The 15236-nt window shown below is 54.8% G+C and carries 18 protein-coding genes; 10 read left to right on the top strand and 8 right to left on the bottom strand.

Translation table 11 applies throughout. The annotated features are described in order from the left end of the window. The first annotated feature begins 2 nt into the window (after positions 1-2). The gene (locus tag PV433_RS16935) at positions 3-908 is read left to right on the top strand and encodes a phosphotransferase (RefSeq protein WP_332073249.1); all 906 of its coding nucleotides are present in this window, start codon (positions 3-5) and stop codon (positions 906-908) included. Positions 909-1123: 215 nt separating this feature from the next. Here the strand turns inward: PV433_RS16935 and PV433_RS16930 are convergent, their stop codons facing one another. Further along, positions 1124-1633, bottom strand: a complete 510-nt coding sequence (locus PV433_RS16930; protein ID WP_332073248.1) for a DUF4188 domain-containing protein — start codon at positions 1631-1633, stop codon at positions 1124-1126. A gap of 15 nt (positions 1634-1648) precedes the next feature. Next, on the bottom strand, positions 1649-2299 hold the full coding sequence (locus tag PV433_RS16925) for a TetR/AcrR family transcriptional regulator (protein WP_332073247.1): 651 nt from the start codon (positions 2297-2299) through the stop codon (positions 1649-1651). Between the two features lie 423 nt (positions 2300-2722). Between PV433_RS16925 and PV433_RS16920 the strand changes: the two genes are divergently transcribed. From PV433_RS16920 to PV433_RS16910, 3 genes are read left to right on the top strand one after another with little or no spacing between them, the layout of a single operon-like run. Further along, a complete protein-coding gene (locus PV433_RS16920; RefSeq protein ID WP_332073246.1) occupies positions 2723-3220 on the top strand; it encodes a DinB family protein in 498 nt (165 codons plus the stop codon). Between the two features lie 55 nt (positions 3221-3275). Then, positions 3276-4268 carry a helix-turn-helix transcriptional regulator gene (locus tag PV433_RS16915; protein ID WP_332073245.1) on the top strand — a complete coding sequence of 331 codons (993 nt, stop codon included), beginning with the start codon at positions 3276-3278 and terminating at the stop codon, positions 4266-4268. 1 nt (position 4269) lies between these two features. After that, positions 4270-4572: a putative quinol monooxygenase gene (locus tag PV433_RS16910; protein ID WP_190927324.1), complete on the top strand. Its 303-nt coding sequence runs from the start codon at positions 4270-4272 to the stop codon at positions 4570-4572. A 171-nt stretch (positions 4573-4743) separates the two neighbouring features. On the opposite strand, the gene PV433_RS16905 is transcribed toward PV433_RS16910, so the two are convergent. The 4 genes from PV433_RS16905 to PV433_RS16890 form a co-directional block, all read right to left on the bottom strand. Then, on the bottom strand, positions 4744-5229 hold the full coding sequence (locus PV433_RS16905; protein WP_332073244.1) for a VOC family protein: 486 nt from the start codon (positions 5227-5229) through the stop codon (positions 4744-4746). Positions 5230-5320: 91 nt separating this feature from the next. Next, entirely contained in the window at positions 5321-5773 is a 453-nt protein-coding gene (locus PV433_RS16900; RefSeq protein WP_332073243.1) for a MarR family winged helix-turn-helix transcriptional regulator, read from the bottom strand. 138 nt (positions 5774-5911) lie between these two features. Then, positions 5912-6361 carry a YdeI/OmpD-associated family protein gene (locus tag PV433_RS16895; protein ID WP_332073242.1) on the bottom strand — a complete coding sequence of 150 codons (450 nt, stop codon included), beginning with the start codon at positions 6359-6361 and terminating at the stop codon, positions 5912-5914. Between the two features lie 69 nt (positions 6362-6430). Then, a complete protein-coding gene (locus tag PV433_RS16890; RefSeq protein ID WP_332073241.1) occupies positions 6431-7228 on the bottom strand; it encodes an alpha/beta fold hydrolase in 798 nt (265 codons plus the stop codon). Positions 7229-7622: 394 nt separating this feature from the next. Here PV433_RS16890 and PV433_RS16885 point away from each other — a divergent pair, with 394 nt between their 5' ends. Beyond that, the gene (locus PV433_RS16885) at positions 7623-8204 is read left to right on the top strand and encodes a hypothetical protein (protein ID WP_332073240.1); all 582 of its coding nucleotides are present in this window, start codon (positions 7623-7625) and stop codon (positions 8202-8204) included. Positions 8205-8331: 127 nt separating this feature from the next. Here PV433_RS16885 and PV433_RS16880 read toward each other — a convergent pair whose 3' ends face one another. Further along, the gene (locus PV433_RS16880; RefSeq protein WP_332073239.1) at positions 8332-8802 is read right to left on the bottom strand and encodes a GNAT family N-acetyltransferase; all 471 of its coding nucleotides are present in this window, start codon (positions 8800-8802) and stop codon (positions 8332-8334) included. 295 nt (positions 8803-9097) lie between these two features. On the opposite strand from PV433_RS16880, the gene PV433_RS16875 reads away from it, so the two are divergent. Continuing rightward, positions 9098-9298 carry a hypothetical protein gene (locus tag PV433_RS16875; RefSeq protein ID WP_332073238.1) on the top strand — a complete coding sequence of 67 codons (201 nt, stop codon included), beginning with the start codon at positions 9098-9100 and terminating at the stop codon, positions 9296-9298. A 281-nt stretch (positions 9299-9579) separates the two neighbouring features. On the opposite strand, the gene PV433_RS16870 is transcribed toward PV433_RS16875, so the two are convergent. Next, positions 9580-10779 carry an MFS transporter gene (locus PV433_RS16870; RefSeq protein WP_332073237.1) on the bottom strand — a complete coding sequence of 400 codons (1200 nt, stop codon included), beginning with the start codon at positions 10777-10779 and terminating at the stop codon, positions 9580-9582. Positions 10780-10939: 160 nt separating this feature from the next. Between PV433_RS16870 and PV433_RS16865 the strand changes: the two genes are divergently transcribed. The 4 genes from PV433_RS16865 to PV433_RS16850 all read left to right on the top strand — a co-directional run bounded on the left by PV433_RS16865 (position 10940) and on the right by PV433_RS16850 (position 15216). After that, entirely contained in the window at positions 10940-11521 is a 582-nt protein-coding gene (locus PV433_RS16865) for a TetR/AcrR family transcriptional regulator (RefSeq protein WP_332073236.1), read from the top strand. 192 nt (positions 11522-11713) lie between these two features. Then, positions 11714-12223: a GNAT family N-acetyltransferase gene (locus PV433_RS16860; protein ID WP_332073235.1), complete on the top strand. Its 510-nt coding sequence runs from the start codon at positions 11714-11716 to the stop codon at positions 12221-12223. A gap of 199 nt (positions 12224-12422) precedes the next feature. Then, the gene (locus tag PV433_RS16855; protein WP_332073234.1) at positions 12423-13892 is read left to right on the top strand and encodes a protein adenylyltransferase SelO; all 1470 of its coding nucleotides are present in this window, start codon (positions 12423-12425) and stop codon (positions 13890-13892) included. A gap of 532 nt (positions 13893-14424) precedes the next feature. Further along, positions 14425-15216 (top strand): ankyrin repeat domain-containing protein, encoded by a 792-nt coding sequence (locus PV433_RS16850; RefSeq protein WP_332073233.1) that lies wholly within the window; start codon positions 14425-14427, stop codon positions 15214-15216. Positions 15217-15236 lie beyond the last annotated feature (20 nt).

Raw genomic sequence — 15236 nt, 5'->3', positions numbered from 1 at the left:
CTATGATTCCAGAACGTCTCTCTGCCTATCGCTCGAGAATACCGCAGCTGGGTGATGTGACTGAATGGTCACTATTGAGACAGTGGTCGCTTTCCGAAGTATACCGGGTAACGTTAAATACTGGAGCAACCCGCATTATCAAATGGGGCGGTCAAGAAATGGCCCGGGAAGCCTCTATTTATAAGCAACTGGTGAATCCTTTGCAAATCAAAGCTCCCTACTTGTTCGGTTATTATGAGCTGGAGAGCAGCGCCGTTATGGTGATGGAGGATGCCGGCCTGCATAACTTGGAGCAGCAGCCCAGCCGGGATCATGTTCTGGAAGCGGCAAGAGAACTAGCCAGACTGCGGCGGACTGCGGCGGATAATCTGGGATCGAAGCTTTCCGGCGAGATCGTCAACGCTTATACGATATCGGCTGCGAAGATTCTGAAGCTGCTGGACGATCTGCTGGGGCTGCCCCGTTTCTCCGGCGACAAGGTTCTTATCTTGCTGCAAAATAAGCTCCCTGCTGAACTTGATAGGCTTTACCGCACAGTTCCTATTACGATCGTCCATCACGATTATCACGCTAAAAACCTGCTGATTCAGGGAAACAACATCCTGCCGATCGATTGGTCTATCGCCTATTTGAGCCCCCATCTGGGAGACTTGTATTGTTGGATCGGAGAAGCTCGCAATCGGTACGGCGTATCGAAAGAGGAGGTAGTAACGGCATTTCTCGGAGAAGCCGGTCCGGATCTGTCCCTGGAGCAGCTGCACTGGCAACTGAATATAGGCGGGATCTGCTGGCTCGTCAAGACATTAAGATGGCTGGGGTGCGGAGGGACCGATTCCATTCCGGGTTCGGAGGAGTGGATTCCCGATTTGCTGCAGGATCTGGAGGATTTGGCGGGACAAATCGCATAAGGGCGGCGCCGCTGCGCTCGCCAAGTTGTCGGCCGCGCGGCATCGTACTGCGCGCAGCCCTCAGCGCACCGGTGCTTCGCTGCATGACGGCGTCCGGCCGCATCCTCCCGCTCGGCGCAAGTGCCGGCGATCGTCCGGAGTATTCGAACGGGGCGTATCTTTCTGGACCTTTGCGCGTATGCAGGCACAGGGGCGGAGCCCCGGCTTCACTTGGCTTACCCCGGATTAGCAGGCGAAGGGACAGCCGGCTCGCTGTCGCGGCCCAGTCTTCTGCTTGCAGTCTCGCGCTTGCCGGTGGCCGGAACGTGGGCTCCCGCCTTGGCTAAGCCGGATACGGGCATGTTGTTGTACAGACACTCGTACTGTCCTTCCTGGATCAGATACGTTTCGTGGTAAATCCCGACGCCGCCGCTCGTCCCGACCTTTTGATTAAAGTTACGCCACGCTTCCAGGTGGATCGCCCCTTTCCGCGCATAGTCCTCCAATTGCTCGAACGACCGCCAATATTGAACGACGGACACTCCGCGCCACGACAGATGGAAGCTCGCGTCCAGAAAGCCCAGCTCTTTATTCCGGTACAGCTCCTGCATCATCGGGTTCATGGCCTTTACTACCGGCAGCCATTTGTGTACCGCCCACAGCTTGTTAATCCGCATCCCGATTATAAACACCACGAAGGACCCTTCCATATGGGCCGTGTACCGGCCTGGTTTAACTATGCTCACGCGCGCATCGCTCCTTTACCTGTTCTCCAACAGTTGAAGATGGGCTTCATATAGGCCGGCTATATCGGTGGAAGCATACAATTGGGCGGTCAGAAAAGCTCCGTAAAAGATGGTGAACAATCCTTTCACCGCAAATTCCGCCGTAATCTCCGGTCTCAGCGTCCCGTCGGCGCTCGCTTCCGTCATGCACCGGCGAAACAGCTCGAACATATCGGGGCTGACCGCGCCCTGGCGCTCATGGCCGGGAAACAGCAGCCGCACCTCGGCCTGGCTCAGCTCCGGCATGCACGGATGCATGTTTTTCTCCGCCAGAAAAGCGATCAGACTCGGGACGAGCCCGGCCTGGTGTCTGGACCGTTCGGCGACATGATGGAGCAGATGCCGGATGGCCCCGAACCCGCGTTTGCGCTCCTCCTCGATCTCGATGATCCTTTCGGTCAGCCATACCCGCATAAAATACAGGAGGAGATCGTCCTTGCTTTGAAAAAACTTGAAAAACGTCACCCGGGACACTTCCGCCCTCCGGCATATATCGTCAAGCATCACGTCCCTGAACATCTTATCGCCTAGAAGCGACAAAGCAGCTTCGTACAACGCTATTTTGCTTCGCGCCTTCTTCAGTTCTCTTAAAGGAATATCCGCATGTGGAATCTCGTTCGCCCCCAAAAGATTAACTCTAATAAATAAATTAACTCAAGTTAATTTACTTTGTCAAGATAAAGTGTGGATATGTCCGGCAACAGGTGCTTTTGCAATATATGTTGAACTGAATATCCTTCATGGTTAAGCTGAAAGTACCGAGACAAAAGATTAGCATAAGTTTTGGTTTGGAGAATCGGCAGAGGACTGGTCGTTTGCAGATATGGTTCAAAGAGGTCGGATTCAACCGTATGTCGTATTTCAGCTGTATGTTCAAAAGGCAGGAGGGCATCACCCCCAAGCTTATCGCAAAACAAGGAATCCGGAAGGCCGCAATTAAGTGGTCGCCTTAAAAAAAATTGATCGTCGTGCAAAATCACTGACCGTTTCTGTCAGGGATCGAGTAGTATACTCCATTCGAGAGTAAAAAAACATCCGGGAGGAACGGTTATGTATACGACGATAGCGGATTTTGCGAAGGAATGGGAGAAGGAGGCGGAGCGGACCGAACGGGTGCTGAGCGTATTAACCGACGAGTCTTTGCGGCAGCCGGTCGTCTCCGGGCGGCGGACGCTGGGCGGATTGGCGTGGCATCTGGCCACATCGGCGGGTTATATGTCCGCGCTCGGCCTCGATTTCGAAGGAGTGGCACAGAGAGAACAGGCTCCGGAATCGGCCGGCGAGATCGCCGCAGAATATCGGCGTATCAGCGCGGCTGTATTGCAGGCGGTGAAGACACAGTGGAGCGACGATCATCTCGACGGGACGGTCATGATTATGGGGGAAGAATGGCGGAATGGCGATTCCATGCACTTTACACTGATGCATCAAGCTCACCATCGGGGGCAGATGACGGTGTTGATGCGACAAGCCGGACTCCGGGCTCCCGACATCTACGGTCCGACCTACGAATATTGGATCGACCAAGGGATGAAGCCGCTGGAGTAATAGGTAGTTTCGGGGAGGTCGAGCCGGCCGGATTCCGGGAAAGAGGGTTTGGAGAATGACCAAAGCGGACAATATGTTATCGATCCTCTGGATGCTGCGCAGCGGCAAGCGGATGACCGCCAAGCAGTTGGCGGAGGAGCTGGAGATTCACGTGCGGACCGTCTACCGCTGCATCGACTCGTTGTGTGCGAGCGGGGTGCCGATCGTCGCCGATTCGGGCCCGAACGGAGGGTACCGCATCTTGAGCCGGTTCGCCGATTCCCCGCTCGTCTTCGATCCGGAAGAGCAGAAGGGGCTGATCCACGCCTCCGTGTTCGCCAGGGAAGCGGGGTATCCGCATTCGGAAGCGCTGGAGAGGGCGATGGACAAGCTGAGACGATACGCGAATGAGAAGCAGCTGGACGAGCTGGAGCGGCACAGCGGCGGCTTATCGGTCATTTATCCGCCTATCGACGGCAAGCATCGGGCGTTGCTGCAAGTGCTCGAGGAGGCGACCGGTCAGGGACGAACGCTGGAGATGGAATACGACCGGGGCAGAGGGGAGGGCTCCTCCAAGCGGCGGTTCGACCCGTACGGCATCGTGTACTGGAAAGGAAGCTGGTATACGGTCGGCCATTGCGCGTACCGGGGGGAGCTGCGGAGCTTTCGTGTGGACCGGATTGTCCGGCTGGGCGAGACCGAGGCGAGGTTTGAACGTCCGGAAGGCTTTTCAGCGAAGGACTTTCTGCTCGGCAATCTGCTTCCGGGTTCGCAAGGGGCCGCGGAGCTGGAAACGGTGCGGATCTCCGCTCAGGAGCAGGTGCTGAACGAATTGTGCCGCCACTGGCTGTTCGGGCACGCGCTGACGGAGCGGCGGCCGGAGGAGGCCGTATTTCTGCTGGAACGTTCGACTTTATTGACATATGTGCCCTATTTCCTGATGCCGTACGGGACGGCGCTTTCGATCGGATCGGAGCTGCTCGTGCGGAAAATGGCGGAAGCCGGGGCGAAAGTAACCGCGCATTACGAGGCGATGTTAGCCAAACTCGAACAAGAAAAGGGAGATTAGGATGAGTAAATATACGATGTTCGGCCAATTGAAGGCACACCCGGGCAAACGCGACGAGCTGGCCAAGCTGATGCTGGAATCCGCAGACACGCTGGAGGGAATGGAGGGCTGCATCTTCTACATCATCAACGAATCGGTCGACGATCCGGACGTGTTATGGATTATGGAGCTGTGGGAGAATGCCGAGGCGCATGCCGCGTCCTTGAAAAATGAGAGGGTGCTGGCGGTCATCCAGCGCTGTCGGCCTTTGATCGCCGGGGTTAGCGGCGTACCGGTGCGCCCGATCGGAGGCAAGGGACTGTAGGCGTTTGGCTTAGCCGGTAAAATGGGATCGGACGCAGGCGGCGCCCTTCGGGAAAGGAGCGCCGCCTCCCATATACCGGGCAGTCAGCAGGAGGCGGCACTGCGCGGGGATCAGCAGCATGGGGCGAAAGGCTGGGCGTAACGCACCGCATCTGCTGCCGCTATGATTGATTTACGGCTTGGGCCATGCGGCTTCCAACTGAATCCCGTTGTTATCGATAAAAATAAAATTGCGTAAACGGCCCTGATCGTATATGTCCGTCATCACGACACCGTGGCTGGCCAATTTTCTGCGGAGAGCGAGTCCGTCTTGTTCGGATCTCACAGCAAAGGCAATATGCTGAAGCGCCCCGGGCAAAAACCGGTACAGGTCCGCCGCCTGCGGATTGGCCGATAGACGTCTCAGGGCATCGGCGCTTTCGAATATCCGGGCGTCCGGGTATTCGAAGAAATGAATGCCCCAGCATTCCGTGTCTCCCGGCTTCACGAAACAATGCCTGCCGCGCTGCGCGGTTGCCGGATAAACCGGGGTCGCTTGCATACCCAACACATTCTCATAAAACGTAACGGTAGCTTCCAAATCCGGGGTGACCAAGGCGATATGATGGACGCCTTGCCAGCCTGAATCCGGGACTCCTGCTTGGGGGTATTCCGTCATCAATGATCCTTCTCCTTTGCCTGGATATGAATGAATCATGAACCCAAGATATATAATTAGAATTCTAACTATATGGGCTAATAAACGGCCGTCATTCCTTTTCGAATAAACCGACCATTTTGATCAGGAGCGCTTTTAAGGTTTCGAATTCGGAAGCGGTCATCCCTTCCTTAACCCGTTCCTCCAGAATGGCGGTGAAATGCTGCGTATCCTCCGCCATCTTCCGCCCGGTGTCCGTCAAAAAGATTTGCTTGGAGCGGCCGTCCGACGGATGATCCTTGCGGATAATGCAGCCTTTGCCCTCCAGTCCGTTCATCAGGCTGGTGACGCTGGGCCGTTCGATCATGAGAATCGGCTCCAATTGAGACGGCGTGATGCCCGGATAATGGCGGATGACGCTTAACGCGCTCCACTGCGTATGGGTTAACCCGACCGGTGCGAGCAGCTCCTCCATTTCTCTGCGCAGCGTAATATAGCCTGTCTTCACCAGGCGGCCGATCGGTCCGTTCTCCCACTGCCAGGCCTCATGTCCGCTTCCGTTCATCCGTATGCACCTCATATAGTTAGAATTCTAATTAAATTATAGCCGATACATCGTAATTGTAAAGGGCGAACCTCTATTTCGCCTCTGCAACGATTGGCAGAAGGCAGAATAGAGGTTCGAAGGCCAGTCTCTCCCGGTCTACTGAATGCGTCCTTCTCTTAACAGGCTTAACGTTTTTTCGATGCGCCGCTGTCTCGTTTCAACAGTCTTGGCCCCCTCGATCGGGAGTATGAGCCTTCGCTTATTGCTATAGGACAGACCGTCGAAAAATGACTTGGCACCCGGATCGCGTTCAATCGCAGCCAGCACATCCTCCGGCACGGCTAGCTCGCGGACTTCGGTATCGAGCTCGATCTCAACCGTCACTTCGTCACCCGCCGCGACACCGGCTCCAGACCGATGCTCCGCGCTGAGCGGGATCATGAAGACCCCGCCCATAGAAGCTACAGTGGTGCGGTACGTGTACCCCTGAATCGTGACGCGTACGGGCGGCCGTTTACTGGAGCCGAGAGCTGCGACGACCTCGTCCGGTACTTGAATCCCTGTCGCCGTCCTTTTGCTGGCCAGAATTACAGCAGGAAATTTCATTTTACATTGCCTCCTTTTAAAATATCTGCAAGATGGATTAGGGTTGAACCGGTTCTGGGATAAGCGGCCTTAGTCCGCAAAATAACGTGCCAGCACCGGGGCGAGAGCGTCCGGCTTTACGATATGCGTCTGGCCTTCCAGCGTTTCGAGCTTGGCATGGGGGAGAGCGTCCCTAAGCGATTGCATCGCGTTGCGCATCCAGGCCGGGCTTTTGCCGCCGACTGCCACGAGAGTGGGCACGGTTACGGAAGACCACCGGTCCAGCGTAGAAGCGCTGCCTCTCTGATGGTTAACGGTCAGAAGAGTGTCGTAGGGCAGCGTGTGAGCGACGGCTTTCAGCTTCGACCAGGCGGGCATAAGGGGCATCATCGCAACGACGGGAGCGGGCAGGCCGACTCCTTTGCGCATAAAGTGCTTAACCGCTGCACTGCGGCGTCCAGCCGCCAGATAACCTTCCATCTGCTCCAAATAGTTTTCCGGCACCGGCTTGCGGCTGTTATCGATGACGAACGGCGCTTCATACAGAGCCAGCTTCCGGATGGATGGGAGCCGCCTAGCCGCTTCGAGAGCAAGAGCCGCCCCCGAGGAAATGCCGTAGACGTAAGCCGAGCCGCCGGCTTCCCCGATCAAGGCCGCGAGGTCTTCGATCTCGCGCCCGATCTCGTACGGGAGAGTGTCCCCGCTGCCGCCGCGTCCTCTGCGGTCGTAGGTGAACACGGTAAAATGCTGCTGCAGCAAGGCGGCCAGAGGCCCGTTCGGGCCGCTTTCCCGGCTGCAAAGCGCGCCGTCCACCAGGATGAGGGGTGGTCCGTGCCCTGCTTTGTCATACGCAATAGTTGTGCCGTCTTTTGAATACGCGATGTTCATAAAATCCTCCTTATGTACGTGCCGTGGAACGTCAGGACGTTCCGGCCGGAATCGTGTGCTTTTACTAGGACGACGAACGGCAAACAGCTTAATCGACATCTCGCGAACATTTTTTTAAAAAAAAATTTTGCATGGGATTGCTGAGCCTGAACCGTTATGGGAGCTGCCCGGACATTTCATCCCACTCATCGGAGCCCCTTCTCCTGCGCAGGACATACCTGCATCCGGGAATGAACGCTCGCGGCTTCCTTCGGGCCTTTTTATTAGACTTGCGGATGAGCATTAAACCTGTTGACAGCTTTTCGTTAGAAGGGAGCGGGAACACAAGGAAGCCTCGCCTGCCGATCTTGGCATTTGCATCAACGGCCACCCGATCGTGGAGCTTCATTTTTTCGTGCTGAAGCAACTCAATCCGTCCGATTCCTACAGCATGTGTTATGTGAGCGTTCCGGACGTCGATGCCGTGTACAACCAATTTTACGAAAATTGGAAGCGGACGTACCGGAAAATCCCCTCGAAAGGGTTTCCGAGAATGACCAAAGTTAATAATCTGGCGGAAGACCGAAGATTCAATCTGATCGATCCTGCGGGCAACCGCTTATTGATCGGCCAGAAGCACCCTCCAGTCGAGCCGGCGGGAAGTACCCCCTCTGATAAGGCGCAACGGTCAAGTTATGAAAATGCGTTCGAGACCGCCTATCGGCTCGCGTATGCCAAGGACGAACCTGCCAGTGCCGCCAGAGTACTGGATCTGGCGATATCGAAAGGGGAGGACGCCGGGGCGGTGCTGCGTTTCAAAGCGTACGTCCTGCGTGCCGATATCGCCTTCGGGATGGACGAGCTCGATCTGGCCGCCAGATACATCCGGGAAGCGGATCAGGTAACGCTGTCCGATCTCGAGCTGGAGAGCGCACGGGAGGCGGCTGAAAGGCGGAATGAGCTCAAAGCGGCTTTAGAGTACGACGGCCCTTCGTAATATGCTGAATCCGGCACGAATAAAACCCGGACGTCCATATCGCTTCTATGGATGCCGGGTTTTGTGCAGGTTCGGGATATTGGAGTGTCCGTAAATGGAGCAGCTCGTCCATTCATTGTCGAGAGGTTCACAGAGGCTGGATTTCTCTGTTTTTTTCCAAGAACACCAGACCCCAATCCGGCTCGACGGTCTCGTATTTAAAAATCCGGTACCCTAGCCGGTGGTACAAGCGAATATTGGTCTCGCTCTTGCTGCCGGTGAACAGTTCGTATCTGCCCGCAGGGCGGAAGGTTTCGATTGCGTTCATCAAGGTCGTGCCGATCCCTCTGCTCTGATAGCCGGGGTGTACGATCAGTTTGCCGATGAAACAAGTCCCGTCGTTGGCATAAGCTCTGACCGAGCCGACGATGCTTCCATCGCTGACCGCTTTCAGCACGGTGTGGTTTTGGAATTGAAGCTTCAATTGTTCAATCGTTTGAACAAGAGGTTCGATCCCGTAGTTGCAATAAAGCTCGGCTTCGCTCCGGTAAGCCAGTTTTTGCAGAGCTAAAATTTCCTCCGCATCGGTCGTAAGCGCCCGTTCAATCCTCACATCCATCTCGTCTCACCTTTCTTCGCTCAGCTCATCTAATCTTAGTAGCATTATAACGGTTTTTGTATTCGTTTGAATATTCCAAAATGTTTGTTCGCTCCAAAAAACGTTTAATAGATGTAAGTCTGCGGACGGCAGGGGGGCTGAAATCCGAAGTTCGCCGACTCAGCCTTTTACGCTTTTCTTACAATTTTAGCTAATATCCTACTAAAGACCTCTTCAAATTTGTTTATTTTTGGTATAATTGGAACTATAATAAGGGTAGGCGAATTATGTTTATCTAAGAAAAGGAGCCGTTAGTATGCCAATTCCTTCGGGAGCATCGATTGGGTGGGTCATTGCTGCTGCAATCCCGATCTTCACCCTCTGCACGATACTGGAAATGCGTTTGCGCAAAAATATCCGGCTGGGGCGGATTGACGAAAGCAAATATTCGCCAAAGCGACTAGCAGAGTTTAGACGGATGCGGGAACGGATGACCAAGGTTAAGGATAATGTTTAATCGATTGGTAAAGGTAGCTAGTTAACGATCATGAACAGCCTGAATGAAGTCCGGCCGCGCGCACAGCCAGGGAGCGAGGCCGGGCTTTTTGGGTTATTCCATTCTGGTGGAAACGCCGGGTGGATCGACAGGAAAATATATACAGGGGAACAAGCGTTTGATAAAATGGATATTAAAGCTGTTACTGGCCTCGATACGGCATAGATTTGGCAGCAGTTGATGACGGCCGTTTCGTTGGGGATTCGTAAACCTGATCGGGAGCTGGTGCGGACTCTTACCCATTATGAAGCCGTCATCCGCCGGGTCATCCACCAGAAACCCAGCGCCAGTGCGCTGACTCCGGCACCAAGCAGACAAACGGCATACCAGCCGTAATGGGCATACAGATAGGTGGAGGCGATTGAACCGAGAGCGCTGCCGATGGAGTAAAAGATCATATATCCGCCGGTTAGGCGACTTCGAGCTTCGGGCTTTTTGGCGAAAATGAGGCTCTGATTGGTGACATGTACGGCTTGAACGGCCAAATCGAGCACGATAATTCCGATGATTAGGGCAATTAAGGATTGATCCGTAAAACTAATCGGAAGCCAAGAAACAAGAAGCAAGGCTAAAGCGACACCCGTTGTCCGCTGGCCCCGGCCCCGGTCCGCCAGACGGCCTGCCTGGACCGCAGCCAGCGCTCCGGCCACCCCGAAAAGACCGAAAAGCCCAATCTGTGTATTCGAGAGGGAATAGTGCGGCTCGCTGAGCGGAAGTACCAGCGATGTCCATAAGGTACTGAACGCGGTGAAGATCAAAAGCGCCAATACGCCGCGAATCTGCAAAATCCGCTCCTCCACGAATAGTCGGAACAAGGATTTAAGCAGTTGTCCGTAAGAGAGGGAGGCAGGAACCGCTACCGCTTCATTTCTGGGCAAAATGCGGGACAGCAGGCCAACCATCAGAAGCGTTACAACTGCAGAGGACCAATAGACGGCTCGCCAGCCGCCAAGATCCGAGACAATCCCTGCAAAAGTCCGGGCAAGCAGAATGCCGATTACGATTCCGCTGGTGACCAGGCCGACAACACGGCCTCTTTCGGCTGGGGAGGCCAAGGTGGACGCAAAGGCGACCAAGGTCTGGGTGATAACGGCCAGCAATCCCACTACTGCCATGCTTGCGAGCAGTGTTATCCCGGATGGAGAAAAACCGACGGCAGCCAGCGCCGCCGCAGACAACAGCAACTGGCTTATAATGAGCTTTCGTCTATTGACCAGATCGCCTAACGGTACCAGCAGGGCTAGCCCAAAGGCGTAGAAGATTTGAGTCACGGTGACGACGATGCCGATCGTGGATGCGGGCATGCTCAAATCAATTGAAATGGCCTCCAGCAGCGGTTGCGCGTAATAAATATTGGCAACGGACATGCCGCTGGCAACGGCAAAGATTAAGGGCCAGTAACGGGGAAAATTGGCGGCTGAGGCGATAGAGTGGTTTTTCATGATCTGAATCATCTCCCTTCGTTATTTACCGATCGGTATGTAATTAAGATGAGTAAATCCTAATAACTATTCAGCATTTTGTCAATACTCCGTTGACAAATGATTCTGTGTATCCTAAAGTTTAATGTACTAATCGGTATGAAACTAAAGGGGCGATCAGATGGTTCGGCCGAGGGAGTTTGATGAGGATCAGGCACTAAACGCTGCGTTGGACTTGTTTTGGGAGAAAGGATACGAGGCCTCTTCCTTGAGTGAATTATCGGAGAGGATGGGAATCCAAAAGCCAAGTATTTATGCGGCCTTCGGCGATAAGAAAGCATTGTTCGAAGCGGCGCTCCGGCAGTATTCGAAGCAGCACTCCTCCCGGATCCGGGCTATTTTGCAGAAGCCTGCGCCTGTGAAAGAAGCGTTTCGATCCTTATTTGAGGATCTGATCGAGAAGGAATACACGGGAGCTCACAATAAAGGGTGCTTCTGTATTAATACGATGGTGGAGCTGTCTCCGCACGATGAGAAGTTCGCAATTTTGACGAGAGAACATCAAATGTATTTGTCGGCTATTTTTGAAGAGACGTTAAAGAGAGGCGTCATTACCGGAGAATTAAACCGTGAATTAAACGGCAAAGCTTTATCTCAAACCCTCGTTGTTTCCTTAATCGGATTAACCGTTATGATGAAGTCCCGGCCTGACCGGTCGTTTGTGGATCATTCTAAAGATGTAATTCTTTCTCTAATCCAGTAAGTGTAAGATCCAATCTGGCGGGGATCAGCTTGCTAAGCTTCTTGTCAACGATTGCGCTTCGGCACACCTCTACATAACTTCCGGCATTCAATACCCGATACGGAAGAACCGCATCGTTGATAACTACCTTAAAGTCTTCGGAAACGGGAGTAACCGCATCGTACGGAACTAATTTGGAGCCAGGAGATTAATATGAACATTCAACTATCGTTAGTACCCTATGAAGATAAGTCGATTCTTAGTAATCTGCTCCAGCTGTACCGTTATGACAGCAGTGAATATGATGGACATGTTCTGAACGGACATGGGCTCTATATGTATAAATATTTGGATCACCAGTGGACGGACGAGTACCGTCGTCCCTTTCTGGTGAATGCGGACGGAGAGATTGCAGGCTTTGCCCTGGTGAGTCTCGATATTCCCCGGGAATATATGAAGCTAAGCACTGCGGAGCAAACCAACTCGATCGGCGATTTCTTTATTATGCGGAAATATAGGCGCAAAGGAGTCGGTAAGGAAGCGGCATTTTCGTTATTTCAACAGTTTCGCGGCACTTGGGAGATCCGGCAAACGCTGGCCAATAAGCCCGCTTACGAATTTTGGAAACGAGTGATTGCCCAATACGCAGGGGAAGGAGCTTACCAAGAAGAGATCATTCGGAATGACAAGTGGGACGGACCGGTATTTGTGTTCCAGTCCTAAGAATAAATCAGGGGCGGGAGCGAAAACTAAAGGAACCTGCCTTGTACTTGATCGAAAATAAGGCAAGGAAGCGAATAAACTGTTAATTCCTCCATAAAAAAGAGTAAGATAAAGGTAAGAGTCCTTTTTCAGAGTTTTTTACGGCAAAATCTCGGACTTAAACGAATCACCAATCCCAACCGAGGAACAAGGAGCTGCGATGACGGAGAATCCAATAACGGAAGCCGGATGGAACTTCGATAATAGTTATGCCCGCCTGCCGGAAATTTTATATGCGAAACAAGGTCCAGCGCCTGTACGTTCCCCCAAGCTGGTTGTGCTGAATGAACAGCTCGCCGCTTCCCTCGGGCTGAACGCCCAAGCGCTGCAAACCGAAGACGGCGTAGCCGCGCTGGCAGGCAACCGCGTCCCCGAAGGCGCTTCGCCTCTTGCCCAGGCTTACGCCGGGCATCAATTCGGGCATTTTAATAGGCTCGGGGACGGCCGTGCGCTGCTGCTCGGCGAACAGATCACGCCCGCAGGCGAGCGGGTGGACATTCAGCTGAAAGGCTCGGGCAGAACCCCCTTCTCCAGGCGGGGGGATGGAAGGGCTGCGCTTGGGCCGATGCTGCGCGAGTATATCATAAGCGAAGCGATGCATGCACTCGGGATAGCCACCACCCGCAGCTTGGCCGTAGTAACGACGGGCGAGTCCATTATCCGCGAAACCGAGCTGCCCGGTGCGGTATTGACCCGCGTGGCGGCCAGCCACATACGGGTCGGCACGTTTCAATTCGCTGCCAATTGGGGCAATGCCCGCGATCTCGAATCGTTGGCGGACTATACGCTGCAAAGGCATTATCCCGAAGCCGCCGGGGAAAACCGGTATCTCACGCTGCTGCGGCAAGTCATTCAGCGTCAGTCCGGGCTGATCGCACAGTGGCAGCTGGTCGGCTTTATTCACGGAGTTATGAATACGGACAACATGGCCCTTAGCGGGGAAACGATCGATTACGGGCCTTGCGCCTTCATGAATACGTATGATCCGGCAACGGTCTTTAGTTCGATCGACGTGAACGGCCGATATGCTTACGGCAACCAGCCGTATATCGCCGCTTGGAACTTGGCGAGATTCGCCGAAGCTTTATTGCCGCTTCTGCATGAAGATGAAGACGAGGCTGTGAAGCTGGCGGAGAATGCGATAGCAAGTTTTACGCCGTTGTTTCAGCAGCATTGGTTCGCGGGAATGAGAGCGAAGCTGGGCCTTTTTAACGAAGAGGATGACGATCCGGCTTTATTTGAACGTCTTCTGGGCCTGATGAAACAGTACCGTGCGGATTACACGAATACGTTTCGCTCCTTGACTCTCGGCAAGCTGGAGGATACGTCCCTGTTCGGCAGCGAGGAATTTGCCCGGTGGCACGAGCTGTATCAGGCGAGACTGGGCAGGCAGCATCAATCGGAATCCGATTCGAAGCAGTTGATGCGCAGCAGCAATCCCGCTATCGTCCCTCGCAACCACCGGGTGGAAGAAGCGCTGGAGGCTGCGGTGGAGCAAGACGACTACAGCGTGATGGAGCGGCTTTTAAGTGCGCTAGCGGACCCTTACGCGTACTCTCCCGAGCAGGAGGCATATTCCGCGCCGCCAGTTGAATCGGGCGAACCTTACCGGACCTTTTGCGGGACTTGACAGACAGCTCCGGTTGTAGAGGCAGAGTAACAAATGAATGAAACCCCAGGGGGCCCCTGCTGCAAAGGCGGCCCTTTTTGGGTTGTTGCAGTAAGTTTACAAAAGCGTGAAGTGGCGAAGCGGATTGTTTTGCAAAAACATACCGCCGCCGCTAACGCAAGGGTAGCCGGCTTAGGAAGCAGGTTCGCGGACCGCACGCACTCCAGACCATAGGCGCCGAGGTGGACTTTATTTCTGCATCCATCCGCCTATTCCGCTTTTTTTCGTCGGTGAAGCGGACTCAGAGGCTCTTATTCCGTTATAGAGCCCGTACGTTTCATGTGTTCCGCGTGATTTTCGGATTTCGGTAGCTGCGGACACCCGCCCGGGAGGAGCAGGAACCGGCAAAGCGAAAGCAACCCCCGAAATTGCGGAGCATTTGCCTATTGCTGTACCCGGTCAACAGGTATAATGGGGATAGGAAACTTAAAAAGCTTAATAAACTTAAAAAACTTAATAAACTTAAAAAACGAATACACAGGAGGGCAAGGCCATGGACGTTCTTGATCAGGACGACAAGCTGGCAGCAGCCGCTGCAGAAGCGATACGTACAGGGGACGTTCCAACGCTGCAGCGGCTTCTCGCCGGGAATCCGGGACTGGCGGCGGCTAGATTCGTCCGACGGGAAACCTCGGACGGAGCACGGAACGCCGGCGAGTCGTCTCTAACCTTGCTGCATGTGGCCACCGACTGGCCCGGGCATTTCCCTAACGGAGCGGCGGTCATCACGCTGCTAACGGAATCCGGCGCTGACGTTAACGCCCGGTTCGCCGGCGCCCACGCCGAGACCCCGCTCCATTGGGCGGCGAGTACGGACGACGTCGAAGCGATCGACGCGCTGCTCGATGCCGGGGCGGATCTGGAAGCGCCGGGCGCGGTGATTGCCGGAGGCACTCCGCTCGACGATGCCGTCGCGTTCGCGCAGTGGAGGGCGGCGGAGCGGCTGGTCGAGCGCGGAGCCCGGTTCGCCCTCTGGCATGCCGCAGCGCTGGGCCGGATGGATGCGATACAGAGCCACTTTGACGGCGCTGAATTACCGGAACGGCACCCTTGGGGAGCAAGCGGAGCCGTACCCGCCGACCAGATTAACGTCTCGTTCTGGTGCGCCTGCCATGGCGGGCAGCAACGTCCGGCGGAGTACCTGCTCGCACGCGGAGCCGATCTGAACTGGGTATCCGTCTGGGACGGCTTGACGCCGCTGGATGCGGCGCAGCGTAGCGAAGCCGACGGTCTCGTTCGGTGGCTCCGCAGCCTGGGCGCACGTAAAGCCGGCGAGCTCCGGTGACCTCCCCGGGTCCTGGTGGC

The organism is Paenibacillus sp. GYB004, from assembly GCF_036577605.1.
GTDB classification, from domain to species: Bacteria; Bacillota; Bacilli; order Paenibacillales; family NBRC-103111; genus Paenibacillus_AB; species Paenibacillus_AB oceani.
This window is presented reverse-complemented; position numbering and strand designations above follow the sequence as displayed.

What these genes read in the sequence shown, in the direction of transcription:
- PV433_RS16865 (WP_332073236.1), top strand. Translation starts at nt 10,940, where the DNA reads ATGGTTCGGCCGAGGGAGTTTGATGAGGATCAGGCACTAAACGCTGCG.
- PV433_RS16915 (WP_332073245.1), top strand. Translation starts at nt 3,276, where the DNA reads ATGACCAAAGCGGACAATATGTTATCGATCCTCTGGATGCTGCGCAGC.
- PV433_RS16890 (WP_332073241.1), bottom strand. Translation starts at nt 7,228, where the DNA reads ATGAACATCGCGTATTCAAAAGACGGCACAACTATTGCGTATGACAAA.
- PV433_RS16905 (WP_332073244.1), bottom strand. Translation starts at nt 5,229, where the DNA reads ATGACGGAATACCCCCAAGCAGGAGTCCCGGATTCAGGCTGGCAAGGC.
- PV433_RS16880 (WP_332073239.1), bottom strand. Translation starts at nt 8,802, where the DNA reads ATGGATGTGAGGATTGAACGGGCGCTTACGACCGATGCGGAGGAAATT.
- PV433_RS16935 (WP_332073249.1), top strand. Translation starts at nt 3, where the DNA reads ATGATTCCAGAACGTCTCTCTGCCTATCGCTCGAGAATACCGCAGCTG.
- PV433_RS16920 (WP_332073246.1), top strand. Translation starts at nt 2,723, where the DNA reads ATGTATACGACGATAGCGGATTTTGCGAAGGAATGGGAGAAGGAGGCG.
- PV433_RS16870 (WP_332073237.1), bottom strand. Translation starts at nt 10,779, where the DNA reads ATGAAAAACCACTCTATCGCCTCAGCCGCCAATTTTCCCCGTTACTGG.
- PV433_RS16910 (WP_190927324.1), top strand. Translation starts at nt 4,270, where the DNA reads ATGAGTAAATATACGATGTTCGGCCAATTGAAGGCACACCCGGGCAAA.
- PV433_RS16850 (WP_332073233.1), top strand. Translation starts at nt 14,425, where the DNA reads ATGGACGTTCTTGATCAGGACGACAAGCTGGCAGCAGCCGCTGCAGAA.
- PV433_RS16875 (WP_332073238.1), top strand. Translation starts at nt 9,098, where the DNA reads ATGCCAATTCCTTCGGGAGCATCGATTGGGTGGGTCATTGCTGCTGCA.
- PV433_RS16860 (WP_332073235.1), top strand. Translation starts at nt 11,714, where the DNA reads ATGAACATTCAACTATCGTTAGTACCCTATGAAGATAAGTCGATTCTT.
- PV433_RS16855 (WP_332073234.1), top strand. Translation starts at nt 12,423, where the DNA reads ATGACGGAGAATCCAATAACGGAAGCCGGATGGAACTTCGATAATAGT.
- PV433_RS16900 (WP_332073243.1), bottom strand. Translation starts at nt 5,773, where the DNA reads ATGAACGGAAGCGGACATGAGGCCTGGCAGTGGGAGAACGGACCGATC.
- PV433_RS16895 (WP_332073242.1), bottom strand. Translation starts at nt 6,361, where the DNA reads ATGAAATTTCCTGCTGTAATTCTGGCCAGCAAAAGGACGGCGACAGGG.